Genomic DNA, 15,065 nt, shown 5'->3' with positions numbered 1-15,065 from the left:
CCCATTATCACAATCAAGATAAGTTGGATAATCGGCACGATCAGACATGGTACAACGGTTAGCTGTCAAGCCCCCCATAAGATTGGCAAGCAATTCCGTGAGCGAGATCACACGCGATGATGCCATCGAGGCACTAAAGCTCCTAATAAACGTTGATGCGCTTACGGAAAGTCAGATAATACTTGCGAATCCCATATTCATTAGTCGCGATAATTCCGTCTCGAGGATAGAGCTTGCCGAGATAGACGCAGCGGTGGCAGTGCTCAATAAAGCAAAAACCGAGTGCAACGCCTACTTGCTTCGGGAGGATGGCTTTGAGTGTCTGCTCGTAGAAAATAATATCCGCTCGATGGTGCGAGACCTAGGAGAGATCTCGTCTCAAGGTGAGAATGGGATCACCTACTCAATCGGGGGCCCTTCGCTGGCATTCATCATCAATACACTCCATGTCATCAGGACAGAGAAAAGAAAGCCATCGTCGCGATTCATGCATGTGCGCCGACGCTTGCGGGATTCTTACGGCTTTTCGAGACCAAAGGAAGCAGGTGATTCTGCTCCATCTCTACAGGATATTTTGGCCAACACGGAAATTGTCACTACCCTAAAAATTAGGTCCGCCAAACCGCGAGCCGACTTTAAGGAAATTGCAGAATCATTTCTTTTTGAGCTGGCCTACAACTATGACGTTTCCTACATCATTGCATCAGATCTGGGTCAGGTCTTGGGAGCACGCGATGCGCGTCGGCGCGGTCGGGCCTCAGGAATTATGGACGCGCCAAGAATGGTCTACAATTCAGACTTGATTCACCATTATCAGCTCGCAATTTCAGCAGATAGTCCCATGCTGAAATACATCTCATACTATCATATCATGGAGCATTTTTTCGAGAAGGTATTTAATGATGACCTTGTGGAGCAAGTGCGAAGAAAGGTGGCCGACCCATCCTTTTCCCTGAAGAGATCTAAAGATGTTCAGGGAATGATCAAAATCATCACAAACTCTCAAAGACAGGTGCGCGATGAGGGTGGAGTGGACGAACAAAGATCCCTCTTTCTTGTGCTTGATCGATACATAGACATAGGGCGATTGGTTGCCGATCTTAATTCATATGATCCTCAGCTAATCGACTACTACAAGGCCAACTCTCCTTCATTCTCGGAGAATGTCCTGACTGACCTAGGTGCAACCGAAGGGGAAAGGATCAAGAAGGCGCTGGCGAAGCGAATATATCAAACCAGGAACTCGCTCGTCCATGCAAAAGATGGCACAAGGCCAAAATATTTCCCATTTGTAAACGACTTGGAGCTTTCCCGGGAGATACCCCTACTCAGATTCTGTTCCGAACAAGTAGTAATCGTTCACGGAAAAATCATATAGCACCAGATTTTGAGGAGGGTGAGAAGGATTTGATTGTGATCGCGCCATTCATCGCGGGATGGGTGGCCACCTGTCTTGCCGATGCTCCCCTCACGATCGCCTGACTGCGGTTAGCCAGCGTAGGTGGTCGGGGGCGATCGGCGGTCTGGGACTTCGTTCCTCAGCCCCAGCCCAACGGAATGGGATGACGATGGTTGGCGGAGGTGCTGCAACGGGTACTGCAACGAACGCGCGAAACGCCTTGCGTCTAGCTTGCCTCACCGAGATCACCACTAGCTATGGAGGAGATCAAGTGGACTACGATCTATTCATTTCCCATGCTTCCGAAGACAAGAAGGAATTTGTACGCCCACTCGCCGATACTTTCAGCATGCTAGGGGTTGATGTCTGGTATGACGAATTTAGCCTGGTGGTCGGGGATAGCCTCTCGTCGTCCATAGATAAAGGATTGAACGATTCCACATACGGGCTAGTGGTTATCAGTCCGAGCTTCATTAGAAAGCCTTGGCCCGAGTACGAGTTCAGGAGTCTAGTTGCACTAGAAGTTGGAAATGGCAAGAGAATGATTCCAATCTGGTACAACGTATCTCATGAAGACGTCCTGAGATATAGCCCACGTCTCGCAGATAAGTTCGCCCTCTCGGCGACCGATAGATCTTTCATGCATGTCGCCGTGGAAGTCATGCGCGTCGCAGTGCCAGAGAAGTATACGCAACTTTCCCGTCGACTAGCTCTGATTCGCAGCATTCAAGGTAAAGTCGAGAAGCGCCAAATCGCCAAACTCGCAAAATGGCCTGTATTGAGAGAGCCGCTAAAACAGTCACAGCTGCAGAGAATCCGCTTGATACGAAACGTGCTTGCCGAGGTGTTCCCCGGATCATGGGAGTCTGCGGTGGCCGACTTCCAGAGAGATCATCCGGATTTTAGAGAGCGGGAGATCCGCATCTGGGAACGAATTTCTGGTGCATACCTCTCGACGTGCAATAAATTCTCTCTGACTCCAGAAGAAAAGAAGGAGGTATTCAAACAACTCCTTGGGGCCAGTTTCGGAGAAGTCGATGCCTCTTTTGTTGCAAAGGCACCCGAATGGCTCGTGAGCGCCTTGGTTGATTTTGATAAGCTGCTACTAAATGCCAGCGAGGTCGCTGAAGATAGCTGAAGATGCCCATCAAACTTGCGCAAGGGCTTGTAGGCGTACATGATCCCGTTGGCTCAGCGACCAACTGCAACAGACGCGCATAACGCCACACGTCTACATCCGCCCACGCGTGGTCATGGTCGGGTTACAGTCTACTGATCACGCTCGGGGTGGTCCTGATAAGGAAGAGATCAGCTCAGCCTGGGCCAGCTAGTTGTAATCCCTATTGAAGTTCAAGGGCGTCCATGGGAGCGCGAACGGTTCAAGTCCCCTCTGTTTTGCTGCTGAACAGACCCGTGAACACGGGCAGGTGCAGGGCACCTCATGCGCTGCCTCTTGTGAGGCTGAGGAGTCGGCCAAAAGCTCAACACTGGCAGAGCGCTACGCATCGGAGGGATAGGTTCACACGTGGAGGTGCTCCATGCCCACATCGTTGTCCGGCTTGCTGCTGTTCGTGGTACTGCTGCTTCCCGGCTTTGTATACACGGTCATCCGAGAGCGGTTCGGGGTGGAGCGGAAGCTACCCGCCCTTCGCGAAACGGCTTCTGCGGTTGCTATCAGCGTGTTTACCGAGCTTGGCGTGCTGATAGCGACCTGGCCCCTTTGGTCACGGGCGCTCGACGTCGATCGACTGATCAAGGAACCTCAGAAGTACTTCGAGGCCCGACCTGGGCTCTTGACGATGTGGTTTCTAGGACTGTTGCTCCTCGCAACCGCAGTGGCGTTCGCGCTCGCGTTGCCCAAGCTTCGGGCGAGGCGTCCGTTGCGTTGGGTCGCGGGACCTTTCCCTCACCCCTCCACCTCTTCGGCTTGGTGGACTCTCTTTGAGGACTACCCGAACCGCAAGGTCCCTCCGCAAGCTTCCCATATCTACGTCGGGTGCACTTTGGAGGACGGTTCCTATATCGACGGGCTTCTGTCTTCCTTTAACTCGCTCTCAGAGGACGCTCCTGATCGGGACCTGATACTGCTAGCCCCGATCAGGCACCGCGGGGCGACGAGCGAGGAGATCAAAGAGCATTCGGCATCTGCCGTCTGCATCTCTGCCCGAAGGATCGTGACGATGTTCATCACTTACCCGCCGTCACCTCCTCCTGCTACTTGTCCGGCACCTGCGGTGGGGGCGGCGGAGTCGTCTGCACCGTAACCGTCGTAACTGGCCGCTGACCGTGAGTCTCGCCCCCGACCTGCTGAATTACCAGCTTGACCGGCCGCTGACCGTTTTGCACACGGGTCACAGGCCGTTGGCCTTCAGTCAGCCGTGCATTTCGCCTCTCCGTCACTTTTGAACCTCCTGAACTCGGAACGGCGGGCGTCAACACATATGACGCCCTCGCATCAACGCTCCCACAGGGGTCCGACAGAATTCTCGACAGTCCCAAAGGGACTGACAGAAGTAGGCGGGGACAGATAACTGCACGATCGGGATCTTGCTTCGATCCCAACCTTGCGTTTCCCGGCTGACCTCCTTCATGATCGTCAAGCCGTGGTCGGGGTGAACGACGGACCAATGTATACGTTGAGCATGGCCGAAGGGATTCCCGAATCGGATGGGCGGTACAAAAGGGTCCGGGATGGGGCACGGCACGCGGCGCATGTGTCCGCCCTGGGTGGTCCCGGCCCTCTGGTCAGGCGTACATGATGGGCTGGGTTCAGCTGTCGGACGGGTGGTCCAGCCAGCCTCGCTGATCGATTGTCCTGGGCCAGCCCACCGAGTCAAGGGCGCCTGCGGCGTCGCTTCGCGATCAGCTTCGCTGACCCTTGACGCAGCGCGCTCGCCCTAGGAATCGGCAGCTATGAGGAGGATGAGGAAGATCAGGAGCTGGCGAACAGACGGGTGTTCGCGACATGCCGCAGCCGTCATCGTCGTGCCATTAGCGTGCCATTAAGGGCGGTCAGCGGCGGTCAACCACGGTCACTCTCGGATGAACCCCGGCGCAGGTCAGCGCCTATGAATCGGGTGATCCGACCGATTTGCAAGCAGGATGTCAGGAGTTCGAATCTCCTAGGCTCCACCCCAGCTCAAGGGCCACTCCCCATGATCAGGAAGTGGCCCTTTTGACGTCGTACAGCAGCGATATACAGCAACCGCTACGAATCGAGCTGTTCTCCCAGCCGTTGGAGCGCCTTCCGCGTGTCCTCTGACGAGACCTCGCTGTAAATGTTTATCGTGACCGAGATCTGGCTGTGGCGAAGGATTCGCATAGCCACCCGCGGATGAACGTCGAGAGCCACGAGCGGAGATGCGAGCCGCAGCCGTGCCCTGCGCGTGCCCTTTTCTGCGGTCACCCAAGGGAAATCACGGGTACTCACGGACCAAGAACACAGAAGCCCCTGACCCGGCATCTCTGCTGGTCAGGGGCTTCTTTCCTGCTGGTGGCAAGTCCAGGATTCGAACCTGGGTAGGCTGAGCCGACGGATTTACAGATGTCCTTGCCCTTCGCTTGCCTCTCCTGTAGCGCCATTCGCTGACCTGCGCTGCCGCCACATCCGGATTAAGCCGCGGGCCAAGTACTGAGAGAACAGCATGGCCACCAAGGTAGATACGATGGGCCCCCAGAAGGAATCATCGCCAAACGCTCCCCGGATCATCAAGCTGAGACCGGCGAGAAGTGCCAAACCCGTTGCCACGAACGCAAGGGCACGCCCGACGACTGTAGCCATGAGCTGAGTGTCGCAGCATTCCTCGGCCTCGTCACGATGATCCGTCGGGGTTCGAGGATCTCTCGGCGTATCAGTCGCGCGCAGTGCCGAGGTGGAGCAATGCTGAAGACCTGTGGATCTACTGGGAAGGGGGTGTACCTTCCCGCGCCCGAAACGCGGACAGCGCACCGGCGGCGGCTTGGGGCTGGCATGAAGAATGGGTTCCAAAGATGCTTGCGACTGCCGGGCTGCTATCGCGAGAGGGGAACTGCGTGAACCGCGGGCTGGGACCTGCTGTCTCGCCGCGAGGCGAGCAGCGCGGTGGTGAGGATGATCTGTACCACCAGGATGAGTGCTTGCGTCACCGGTGAACTCACGCTTAGCAGTGCCATCGTCGCGTTGACGCCGAAGTGGACGGCGATCGATGCGATGACGCCGGCGCGCTCGTAGGCGTACCCGGTCAGCAGGGCCATCGGGAAGACAGTGAGGCTGAACAGCAGGCCGCTCCAGCTGATCAGGCCGAATTCGTTCTGTACGGTGCCGGAGATGAAGAACAGCGGCAGATGCCAGATCGCCCAGACTCCGCCCAGTAACAGGCTGGCCTGAACACGGCCCAGTGAGGCGCGCACGCGCGGGTAGGCCGTGCCGCGCCAGCCGGGTTCCTCGGCCAGCGGGCCGGCGACCAGCATGCTGACGATGAACGGCACGACTCCGCCCATGGTCGCGATCAGGCTCTGCCCGGCTGTCAGGCTCACCTCGGGGCCGCCCAGAAGGGGCGCGAGTAGCGCGCCCGCCAGGACGGTCGCCGGTGCCAGCACCAGCAGGAGCGGCACCCATAACAGGTGAGCGCCGAGCCGTAGTCGCACCGTGTGGGCGGGGATGGGTAGACGGCGGCGGGCCCGGCGGGCTCGGATCGCCATCGCGCCGATCACCGGGCCGAAGCCGCCGAGGAGATACGGGATGACGGTGGGGGAACTCATCGGCGATCCACCGAGTGTGATCGCGACAAGCCAGAACGCCCAGGTCCACGCGAATGTGACGGTGAAGAAGAGGGCAAGGCCGTTTTTCTGGCCGGCGGAGGGGGTGGTGGTCACGCTGTTCCCTTTCATGGGTGTTGGGGGAGGAAGTCTCAACGGAGCCTGAGGGAATCCGTGGGATGGAGTCGGTGGGCGAGCCAGGCGGCTACCTGGGTGAGCAGATCGGGGTCGACCGGCTGACGCAGCAGCCGGGGGTAGGAGCGCGCCGAGGCGGGGCCGGGGTCACGGCGTAACAGGTGGGTGAGGTCGGAGACCAGGTGGATCTCGACCTCGCCACGAACGAGCCTGCGGATCTCCTCCAGGTCCGCGGGGTCGACCTGGATGTCCTTGCCGCCGGTGATCGCCAGGACGGGGACCTTGATGTCCGCCAGGTCGAGGCGTGGGTCGTGAATCAGCAGCTCGCGCATCCAGCGCGCGTTGATCGGCCGCCCGGCGACGCGGGTCACATCCGCGCGGGTCGCCTTGATCCGGGTCAGTTGCCGGGTGGCGAAGGCTCGTAGAGCGGGCATCAGCGGTCGTAGGAGCGCCGGGAGGTCGCGGGCGAGCATCGAGGCCTGCCGGCGCAGAGCGTCCTCACCCAATCGGGCGAATCCGGCCAGCAGCACCACCGCCGCGACCTGGGGATGGCTGCCGAGAGACATGGCGTGGAGCGCGCCTTCGCTGTGCCCGACCACGCCGATCGCGTCGGCCCGGATGTCGGGTCGTGCGGCCAGGGTGCGTAAGGCGGCGGTGGCGTCGCGGAGGTTGTCGGTGAATCCGGTGGCCAGCCAGTCGCCGGGGGTGGCGCCGACGCCACGCCGGTCATACCGCAGAGTGGCGATCCCGCGCTCCGCGAGGGCGGCGGCCAGCGGTGGGCCGAGACTCATGCGGAGCCGGCTGGTGTTGGCGTCGCGGTCCAGCCGGCCGGAGCCGTGCAGGAGGAGGACGGCCGGGTGCGGGCCGCGTCCCGAGGGCAGGGTCAACGTGCCGCCCAGCGGCAGTCCGTCGTCTGCGATGGCTGTCAGGTCGACATCGCGCATGTCCCGCTCACCACATCTCTCATCTTTGGTGACATTCTCAATATTGAGAACGTTATCGTATGTGAGAGAATTTGTGCATGCCGACCGCGGACCTTCTCCTGCACCCCGTACGGATGCGCATCCTGCAAGCGCTCTTCGACACCGATCCGCTGACCACCAACCAGCTGCGTGACCGCCTGCCCGACATCGCCCCGGCGACGATGTACCGGCACATCGCCCTGCTGACCGACGCGGGAGTGCTGGAGGTGGCGGAGGAGACCCGGGTACGCGGCATCGTGGTGCGCAGTTACCGGGTACGCGGGGAGAAGGCGGTGATCGATCCGGCGGCGCGGGCGGCCATGACACAGGAGGACCACCGGCGGGCGTTCACCGCGTTCGTCACCTCGTTGCTGGCGGATTTCGAGCGCTACCTCGGCCATGAGGACGCCGATCCCACTGCCGACGGCGTGATCTACCGGCAGGCGGCCGTCTGCCTGACCGATGACGAGTTCGCCGCGATGATCGAGGAGATCGAGCAGGCGGTCGTCACCCGGGTCGGTCAGGCCGAGGGCGAGGGCCGCACCCGCCGCATCGTCAGCCTTGTCGTCCTGCCGGACAGGACGGCGAGCGGTCAGTAGCGGCTGAAGGGTGCCCATTCCTTAACGGCTCATGCATGTCGCGCTCCAATGGTGGCCAGGATCAGGTTGGGGTCTTTGGCGGTGAGGTAGGCGGCGCTGAGCACGTAGAGGGTCCGGCCGCGTACCGCTACCGAGGTGGGGTTCTGGAGTCCGGCGGTGAGAAGGGTCACGGCACGGCCGTCCGTGTCGATTCGGACGACCTTGTTCGGCGCGTTGAGGGCCGCGATGACCTGGTCGTCACGGTTTCCGGTGAAGGCGATGTCATCAATGCCGGCCAGGCCGGTGGCTTTGACCTGGACGGGTCCGGGGCGGCCCTGTCTGATCGGGATTCGGAGCAGGGTGCCCCTGTCGAGATTGGTGGCCCAGATCGCGCCGTGTCGTACCTTGATGCCGTTGGCGCCGAGGAATCCGGCCGCAGCGAGTTCCGGCGCGTACGACCAGGTCCGGGCGGTGCCTCCGGACAGGGGAACCGTGGAGATGGAGCCGAGGACTGAGTCGGTGAGGTAGAAGGTCTTCGCCGGTTCGTCGTAGGCCAGGCCGTTGGGCAGGCCGTTCGCTGGGAGCGCGGCGATCCGGTGCGGATTCCGGCCGGGACGTAGCCGGTAGAGGCCGGTGGTCGCGGGGTCGCCGCTGGCGTACAGGAAATAGAGCGTGCCGTCGGTGGTGCGGACGATGCCGGTGGTCAGGGCGAACCCGAGGGCCGGTGCGCCGCCGTCAGCCGGGGCGGGGAGGGTCGCCAGGATCCGGATCATGCCTTTCGGGCTGATGGCGGCGACCTGGCGGGCGGCGGCGAAGGTGACATAGGCCGTGCCGTCCGGGGCGAGGGCGATGTTCTCCGGCTGCTGGCCCTTCGCCAGGTCGAAGTGCACCGCTGTCCGGGACGTCGCCGCGTTCGACGGGGACGCGGTCGTCAGGCCGATTCCGGCGGTGATCGCGAGGGCGAGCAATCTGGTGCGCATACCTGGTCCTGTCTGTATGAGGGCGTGCGGCATCGGGCGCTCCGGTCGGAGCGCCGGGGGAACGTGCGGGGTCAGGTGGTCGTTCGGGTGCGCCGGGAGGCCTGCCCGGTCAGCACGCTGTGGACGAGCAACGTCATCGCGGAGTGCGAGGGCGAGCCGGGTTCGGTGGTGGCGACGACCACCGCCTGGTCATCGGTGGTCCGCAGGGTCTGCTGGGTCACCCGCATGGTGCCCACCAGCGGGTGCCGCATCTCGTAGACCGTGTCGCCGCCGGTCTTGACGCGGTGGTCGGCCCACATCGTGGCGAACTCCGGGCTCTTGACCGTCAGCTCTCCGACCAGTGCGGTCAGCAGCGGGTCGTCCGGGTGGCGGCCGGAGGCCATCCGCAGGGTCGCCACCACGCCCCGGGCCTTGGCGGGCCAGTCGGTGTAGAGGTCGCGAGTGTGGGCGTCCAGGAAAACCAGGCGGGCCATGTTGGGGCGCCGCTGTGGCGTGTCCGGGCCGTCCAGGGCCAGATGGCCGGCGTACAGGGCGTGGCCTGGTGTGTTCCACGCCAGCACGTCGCCGCGCCGGCCGAGCACCAGCACGGGCACGTCACCCAGCATCGCGACCAGCTGACGCGTCGCGGGGCTGACCTGTTCGGGAGCGGGCGGGCGGACGGCGCCCTGGCGGCGCCCACCGGCGGCCAGTTCATGCAGGTGCCGGCGTTCCGCGTCGTCCAGGCGCAGGGCGCGGGCCAGCGCGTCGAGCACCTCGGGGGAGGCGTTGGGCGCCTGGCCCTGCTCCAGCCGTGAGTAGTACGACGCGCTCACGCCGGCCAGCAGCGCCAGTTCCTCCCGACGCAGCCCGGGGACCCGGCGCCGGTCACCGTAGGTGGCCACCCCCACGTCCTCGGGTCGCAGCTGGGAGCGCCTTGTCTGGAGGAACTCCCCGAGCTGCCGTCTGGTGTTCATGGCTCACATTATTCGCGGCCGGTTCTCGGCCCAGCCACACTCCGACAGGGATAGGCACGGTCTCGGTCGTGGCGGAAGTGCGGCGGCACAAGCCCCCTGCGGTCGAAGCGCCGGCGTCGTCATTGACACCACCAATCCGCTGGAACCGCGGCATGTCGCCCCGCAGTACGCGGACATCTGCGGCTGCAGATTCTGGTCCGTTGCGGCTCTGGCGGGATGGTGTCGAGCTGGGCGCCGGGCCTCGGCAGCTGCTTGCCGAGCTGATTCAGTGGGGGCGACGGCAGTAGTAGACCAGCGCGGGCGGCAGGTTGGCCCACACTGTCCGGCTGATGACGACCTCGTCGAACCGCGACCGCAAGGATCGCAGCAGCCCCCGGGCGGGCGGGGCCCACCGGGCGTGCACGTACGCGAAGGTGGTGAACACGCCGTGCGGTGGCAGCGCGGCGGCCACCGCGGACAGCACGTCGCGCTGCCGGTTCTCGGTGAACGCCGCCCACGGAAGGCCGCTGACCACGACATCGGCCTGGCTGAGCCCGTGCTGAGCCAGCACCGCGGCGAGGTCGGCCGCGTCCGCGGTCACGATGTCGACGGCCGGATGGAGGGTGGCCAGCCGCCGCGCGAACCGCGGATTGATCTCGACGGCGATGTGCCGGCCGTGTCCCGCCAGGCGCCGCTGGACGGCACCGGTGAAGGCGCCGGTGCCGGGGCCGAGCTCCACGACGACCGGGGAGCCGGTCCGGGGCACCACCGCCGTCGCCGCCCTGGCCAGCGCCGGACTGCTCGGTGTGACCGCGCCGACCGTCATGGGAGCGCGCAGGAATTCGAGAAGAAACGACACGGCTCAGTACTGAGTATTCGATTTGGGCGGCGAATAGACGCTCCAGTAGTGGAACGCCAGCCCGATGCCCCAGAAGACTATCGACCACAAAGGCCAGAAGAAGTGGTCCGGGTTGTAGATCCACCACACGATGACCTGGGCCAGATTGCCCAGGACGTAGAAGAGCAGGTGCCACCGCAGGCCCCATTTCTGGGCGCTTTCGCTTTTCGTTGATTTCATGACCGCAGGCTAGATCGGCGTACTTGATGACGAGTGAATCGCCCGTTCAGTAATCGTCCAGTGCCCGCGATCTACATTGACCGCACATCTAGGTGAAAGGTTCACATCATGACCACGACTCGTCGAGCGGTGCTCGCCGGATCCGCCGCGGTCGCGACCGGCGTTCTGCTGGGAACGTCCGAGGCGCTGGCGCATCCCCGGCCGGGAGCCAAGCCCAAGCCCACCGTGGTGCTCGTGCACGGCGCGTTCGCCGACGCCTCCGGCTGGAACGACGTCGCCGCCCGGCTCATACGCGACGACTTTCCGGTCATTGCTCCGGCGAACCCGCTGCGGAGCGTGGCCACCGACTCCGCCTACCTGGCCTCCATCCTCGCCACGCTCAGCGGCCCGATCATCGTGGCCGCGCACTCCTATGGAGGGATTGTCGCCACGAACGCCGCAGCCGGCAATCCGAATGTGAAAGCGCTGGTTTATGTGGCCGCGTTCGCCCCCGACGAGGGCGAGTCGCTGCTGCAACTGCAGACGAAGTTTCCAGGAAGCAAGCTCAACGAGGCGGCGCTGGACTTCCGTCCCTATGATGAGGGCCTCGTCGACGGATACATCAAGAAGGAGTTCTTCCGGAACGTCTTCGCCGGTGACGTGCCGAAGTCGACCACGGATCTGATGCACGCCGGTCAGCGGCCCGCCGACGCGCGCACGCTCGGAGAGCCGTCCGGCGCCCCGGCGTGGAAGACCATTCCTTCCTATTACCTGGTCGCCAGAAACGACCAGGTGCTGCCCGCCGAGGCCCAGCGGTTCATGGCGCGGCGGGCCGGATCACAAATTCGTGAGATCAACGCCTCTCACGTCGCGATGATCTCGCAGCCCGCCGCGGCGGCCGACCTCATCAAACGCGCCGCACACTGATGCACACGCGAGCGTATGAAGGCCAATGCGCGGCCGAGGAGAAACGGCACAGGACGCCCGTCGGCAACCCCAGGCTCGCTCTGTTCGCGCTGGCACTGGGCACCTTCGCGATCGGCACCGGCGAGTTCGGCAGCAACGGCATCATCCAGCTCTTCGCCGTCGACCTGGACGTGTCGATCCCGGTCGCCACACATGCGATCACCGCGTACGCCTTCGGGGTGGTGGTCGGCTCTCCGGCCATCACCCTGCTCGCCGCCCGGGTCAACCGGCGCACACTGCTGCTCGGCCTGGTCGTGCTCTTCCTGGCCGGCAACGTGCTGTCCGCGCTGGCGCCGGACATCGCGCTGCTCGTCGTCTTCCGATTCGTCACCGGTAGCGTGCAGGGCGCGTTCTTCGGCGCCGGGGCCGTCGTCGCCGCGTACGTGTACGGACCCGGCAAGGGCGGCAAAGCGTTCGCAACCGTGATGGGGGGACTCACCCTCGCCACCATCGCCGGGTCGCCGCTCGGCACCTTCATCGGCCAGCACGCCGGCTGGCGCGCCATGTACTGGACCGTGGTCGCCATCGGCCTGCTGGCCGGCGTCGCCCTGGTCGCCTGGTTGCCCCGTACGGACGACCTGCACGGCAGCCCCGTCAGGAACGAGCTGCACGGCCTGCGCCGGCTCAACGTCTGGCTGATGGTCACCGTCGCGGCGCTCGGCATCTCCAGCATCTTCGCCGTCTACACGTTCATCGGCCCCTTCGTCACCGACGCGGCGCGGCAGGACGCCGCGCTCATCCCGATCGCGCTCGCCGTCTTCGGCCTCGGCATGGCAGTCGGCAACCATCTCGGGGGACGTGTCGCCGACCGATCCGAGCACCGGGGGCTGACCTGGGGATACGGCGGTGTCCTGGCGCTCTTGGCGCTGATCGGCGTGGCCGGTGAAAACCTGCTGATACTGCTGCCCTGCCTGTTCGGCGTCGGAGCGACCATGATGTTCGCGATCCCCACCATCCAGGTCCGGTTGACCGGATTCGCGCCGGACGCTCCGACCTTGATGGGCGCGCTCAACCTGGCCGCCCTCAATCTGGCCAACTCCCTCGGAGCGCTCGGCGGCGCGGTCACCCTCGAAGCCGGCTGGGGAACCCTGTCCACCGTCTGGGCCGGCTTCGTTCTGACGTCCGCCGGTCTGCTCCTGTACGTCGTGACCGTCGCTCGACCGAGCGTTCCGGTCCGGCATGACGGAGTCACCACATGAACGACGGTGTCGGGCCGCGCGGGCCGGTCCTGGACGACGGGCAGTTCCGTCGGCTCGCCGAGTACGGCGAGGTGGAACACGTCGAGGACGGTCGGCATCTGTACGTGTCCGGCGACGACTCCTATGACTTCTTCCTGCTTCTGACGGCGGCTGTGGACATCGTCAGAGACGCGACGGCGATGGAGCCGGAGCGCCTGATCTACCAGGGTGGCCCCGGGGACTTCCTCGGCGAGCTCAACCTGTTGACACGTCAGCACGTCTACCTGACCGCCCGAGTGGTCTCCACCGGGACGGTCGTCCGGATCCGGATGGCGAAGTTGCGTCAGGCCCTCGCCGAACAGGACGACATCGCCGACCTGTTGCTCGCGGCGTTCCGGGAGCGGCGCGAGGTCATCCGGTCGGCGGCCGGCGGCGTCCTGGAGATCGTCGGTCAGCCGGACGCCGCGGATACCGTGGAGTTGCGCACCTACGTGACGCAGATGCTTCTGCCCCATACCTGGCGCAGTGCGAACTCGCCCGCCGGAGGCTCGCTGATGACATCGGCCGGGCTCACTCCGGACGACCTTCCGGCTGCGATCGCCCACGGTTCGGTGGTGCGGCGCGCGACTCCTGGAACAGTCGCGCAGGCACTCGGCCTCACGTACCGGGCCGACGAACGTCCGGTCGACCTCGTCGTCGTGGGCGCCGGTCCGGCGGGTTTGGCCGCCGCCGTGTACGGGGCGTCCGAGGGCCTTGCCACCGTACTGCTGGACCGAACAGGGCTCGGCGGTCAGGCTGCCAAGAGCTCACGCATCGAGAACTACCTGGGCTTCCCCGACGGGGTCAGTGGGGCGAACCTGACGCGACTGGCGATGGTCCAGGCACTCAAGTTCGGTGTGCGAATCCACTCGCCCTGCGCGGTGGCAGGTCTCGATCTCTCCGATGATCGACGGCCGGCCGTCCTGCTGGAGGACGGCGTGCGCATTCCGTGCCGTGCGGTGATCGCCGCTACCGGAGCCCATTACCGGCGTCTCGACATTCCCCGGTGGGCGGTGTTCGAGAAGTCCGGCTGTATCCGGTACGCGGCGACCGAGCTGGACGTCCGAGGCTGCGAGCATCGACCGGTGACGGTCGTCGGGGGCGCCAACTCGGCCGGTCAGGCGGCCCTGTCCCTCGCCGCCCACGGCGCGACGGTGGACTTGATCATCCGCGGTCGCGACCTCGGGGCTCGGATGTCCTCCTATCTGACCGACAGAATCCGTGCACATCCCCGTATCCGAGTCCACGCCGGCAGCACGGTCCGCGAACTGACTGGTGATGACTCCCTGGCCTCGATCACCGTGGAGAGGCCGGGCGAGCGGCCGGAGCGGCTGGCCAGTCACGCACTGTTCTGCTTCGTTGGAGCCGACCCGGTGTCGGGCTGGCTGTCCGGCGTCGCCAAGGCCGACGACGGCTTCATCCTCACCGACAGCCGGCTCCCCGCCGGATCGTCCGGAACGCCACTCCCGTTCCAGACGAGCGCTCCCCGGGTCTTCGCGGTCGGCGACCTCCGCTCCGGCTCGACGAAACGCGTGGCCACGGCCGTCGGCGAGGGCGCGAGCGCAGTCTCATCCGTACACGTGGTGCTCGCCAGACATTGACGCCGCATCAGAAGGAGCAGAAATGGACGTCGTTGACATACTCGAAAAGGCACGGGACGCCGCCACAGTACGGCGCGCTTTCGGCAATCCCATCACCTGTGACGGTGTGACGGTCATTCCCGCGGCCCGCGGTGGCGGAGGCGGTGGCGGTCGCTGGGACGGGGATCAGCCCGGCGAGGGCTCGGGCGGCGCCTTCGGGGTAGGAGTCACACCGACCGGCGTATTCGTCATCACGAAGGGCATCATCCGCTGGCACCCCGCGATCGACTACAACAGGATCGTTCTAGGTAGTCAGCTCGTCGCCGTTGCAGCGCTTGTTACCGTCTGCGCCATCGTGCGTCGGCGTGCCCAGCGATCGTGATCTAGGCCATCACTCAGCGCCGGATCGCGGCGTTCCGCTATTTTGTTCGATACGGGCTTGAGGTGGCGCGTCTGCCGACCCTTCCTTCTACGACCAATCCTGGACCAGTAGACTCGGTGCACACTGCAACCCGAAACGGG

14 protein-coding genes are annotated in these 15,065 nt (G+C 64.0%); 8 read left to right on the top strand and 6 right to left on the bottom strand.

Annotated features, from left to right (window positions below):
• Nucleotides 1-97: 97 nt before the first annotated feature.
• The 3 genes from Aple_RS32580 (at nucleotide 98) to Aple_RS32570 (ending at nucleotide 3,663) form a co-directional block, all read left to right on the top strand.
• Nucleotides 98-1,378 (top strand): hypothetical protein, encoded by a 1,281-nt coding sequence (locus tag Aple_RS32580; RefSeq protein WP_155348558.1) that lies wholly within the window; start codon nucleotides 98-100, stop codon nucleotides 1,376-1,378.
• A 292-nt stretch (nucleotides 1,379-1,670) separates the two neighbouring features.
• A complete protein-coding gene (locus tag Aple_RS32575) occupies nucleotides 1,671-2,537 on the top strand; it encodes a toll/interleukin-1 receptor domain-containing protein (protein WP_170321762.1) in 867 nt (288 codons plus the stop codon).
• Nucleotides 2,538-2,937: 400 nt separating this feature from the next.
• The gene (locus Aple_RS32570; protein WP_281361631.1) at nucleotides 2,938-3,663 is read left to right on the top strand and encodes a DUF6338 family protein; all 726 of its coding nucleotides are present in this window, start codon (nucleotides 2,938-2,940) and stop codon (nucleotides 3,661-3,663) included.
• A gap of 1,747 nt (nucleotides 3,664-5,410) precedes the next feature.
• Here the strand turns inward: Aple_RS32570 and Aple_RS32565 are convergent.
• Together Aple_RS32565 and Aple_RS32560 are read right to left on the bottom strand one after the other, a co-directional pair.
• Nucleotides 5,411-6,253, bottom strand: a complete 843-nt coding sequence (locus tag Aple_RS32565; RefSeq protein WP_218038598.1) for a CPBP family intramembrane glutamic endopeptidase — start codon at nucleotides 6,251-6,253, stop codon at nucleotides 5,411-5,413.
• A gap of 35 nt (nucleotides 6,254-6,288) precedes the next feature.
• Nucleotides 6,289-7,215: an alpha/beta hydrolase gene (locus tag Aple_RS32560; protein WP_155348554.1), complete on the bottom strand. Its 927-nt coding sequence runs from the start codon at nucleotides 7,213-7,215 to the stop codon at nucleotides 6,289-6,291.
• Between the two features lie 77 nt (nucleotides 7,216-7,292).
• Between Aple_RS32560 and Aple_RS32555 the strand changes: the two genes are divergently transcribed.
• Nucleotides 7,293-7,832 carry a helix-turn-helix domain-containing protein gene (locus Aple_RS32555; protein ID WP_155348553.1) on the top strand — a complete coding sequence of 180 codons (540 nt, stop codon included), beginning with the start codon at nucleotides 7,293-7,295 and terminating at the stop codon, nucleotides 7,830-7,832.
• Nucleotides 7,833-7,861: 29 nt separating this feature from the next.
• Here the strand turns inward: Aple_RS32555 and Aple_RS32550 are convergent, their stop codons facing one another.
• From Aple_RS32550 to Aple_RS32535, 4 genes are all read right to left on the bottom strand, one after another.
• Complete coding sequence (locus Aple_RS32550; protein WP_155348552.1) at nucleotides 7,862-8,791, bottom strand: SMP-30/gluconolactonase/LRE family protein; 930 nt, start codon at nucleotides 8,789-8,791, stop codon at nucleotides 7,862-7,864.
• Nucleotides 8,792-8,862: 71 nt separating this feature from the next.
• Nucleotides 8,863-9,744 carry a helix-turn-helix transcriptional regulator gene (locus tag Aple_RS32545; protein ID WP_155348551.1) on the bottom strand — a complete coding sequence of 294 codons (882 nt, stop codon included), beginning with the start codon at nucleotides 9,742-9,744 and terminating at the stop codon, nucleotides 8,863-8,865.
• 265 nt (nucleotides 9,745-10,009) lie between these two features.
• The gene (locus Aple_RS32540) at nucleotides 10,010-10,582 is read right to left on the bottom strand and encodes a class I SAM-dependent methyltransferase (protein ID WP_246264936.1); all 573 of its coding nucleotides are present in this window, start codon (nucleotides 10,580-10,582) and stop codon (nucleotides 10,010-10,012) included.
• A 3-nt stretch (nucleotides 10,583-10,585) separates the two neighbouring features.
• Entirely contained in the window at nucleotides 10,586-10,801 is a 216-nt protein-coding gene (locus Aple_RS32535; RefSeq protein WP_155348550.1) for a 2TM domain-containing protein, read from the bottom strand.
• A 108-nt stretch (nucleotides 10,802-10,909) separates the two neighbouring features.
• Here Aple_RS32535 and Aple_RS32530 point away from each other — a divergent pair, with 108 nt between their 5' ends.
• Genes Aple_RS32530 through Aple_RS32515 form a run of 4 tightly spaced genes read left to right on the top strand, consistent with a single transcriptional unit; the run spans nucleotide 10,910 to nucleotide 14,925 of the window.
• A complete protein-coding gene (locus tag Aple_RS32530) occupies nucleotides 10,910-11,707 on the top strand; it encodes an alpha/beta fold hydrolase (RefSeq protein WP_155348549.1) in 798 nt (265 codons plus the stop codon).
• Nucleotides 11,707-12,945 (top strand): MFS transporter, encoded by a 1,239-nt coding sequence (locus tag Aple_RS32525; protein WP_155348548.1) that lies wholly within the window; start codon nucleotides 11,707-11,709, stop codon nucleotides 12,943-12,945. Before Aple_RS32530 ends, Aple_RS32525 begins: the two co-directional genes overlap by 1 nt.
• Nucleotides 12,942-14,564 (top strand): FAD-dependent oxidoreductase, encoded by a 1,623-nt coding sequence (locus tag Aple_RS32520; RefSeq protein ID WP_155348547.1) that lies wholly within the window; start codon nucleotides 12,942-12,944, stop codon nucleotides 14,562-14,564. The genes Aple_RS32525 and Aple_RS32520 overlap by 4 nt, the downstream gene beginning before the upstream one ends.
• Before the next feature lie 22 nt (nucleotides 14,565-14,586).
• Complete coding sequence (locus Aple_RS32515) at nucleotides 14,587-14,925, top strand: spore germination protein GerW family protein (protein ID WP_155348546.1); 339 nt, start codon at nucleotides 14,587-14,589, stop codon at nucleotides 14,923-14,925.
• Nucleotides 14,926-15,065 lie beyond the last annotated feature (140 nt).

The organism is Acrocarpospora pleiomorpha (assembly GCF_009687885.1).
GTDB classification, from domain to species: Bacteria; Actinomycetota; Actinomycetes; order Streptosporangiales; family Streptosporangiaceae; genus Acrocarpospora; species Acrocarpospora pleiomorpha.
This window is presented reverse-complemented; position numbering and strand designations above follow the sequence as displayed.

Excerpts from the sequence above, each read along its gene's own strand:
- Aple_RS32570 (WP_281361631.1), top strand. The coding sequence starts at position 2,938 with ATGCCCACATCGTTGTCCGGCTTGCTGCTGTTCGTGGTACTGCTGCTT.
- Aple_RS32560 (WP_155348554.1), bottom strand. The coding sequence starts at position 7,215 with ATGCGCGATGTCGACCTGACAGCCATCGCAGACGACGGACTGCCGCTG.
- Aple_RS32555 (WP_155348553.1), top strand. The coding sequence starts at position 7,293 with ATGCCGACCGCGGACCTTCTCCTGCACCCCGTACGGATGCGCATCCTG.
- Aple_RS32550 (WP_155348552.1), bottom strand. The coding sequence starts at position 8,791 with ATGCGCACCAGATTGCTCGCCCTCGCGATCACCGCCGGAATCGGCCTG.
- Aple_RS32545 (WP_155348551.1), bottom strand. The coding sequence starts at position 9,744 with ATGAACACCAGACGGCAGCTCGGGGAGTTCCTCCAGACAAGGCGCTCC.
- Aple_RS32535 (WP_155348550.1), bottom strand. The coding sequence starts at position 10,801 with ATGAAATCAACGAAAAGCGAAAGCGCCCAGAAATGGGGCCTGCGGTGG.
- Aple_RS32530 (WP_155348549.1), top strand. The coding sequence starts at position 10,910 with ATGACCACGACTCGTCGAGCGGTGCTCGCCGGATCCGCCGCGGTCGCG.
- Aple_RS32525 (WP_155348548.1), top strand. The coding sequence starts at position 11,707 with ATGCACACGCGAGCGTATGAAGGCCAATGCGCGGCCGAGGAGAAACGG.
- Aple_RS32520 (WP_155348547.1), top strand. The coding sequence starts at position 12,942 with ATGAACGACGGTGTCGGGCCGCGCGGGCCGGTCCTGGACGACGGGCAG.
- Aple_RS32515 (WP_155348546.1), top strand. The coding sequence starts at position 14,587 with ATGGACGTCGTTGACATACTCGAAAAGGCACGGGACGCCGCCACAGTA.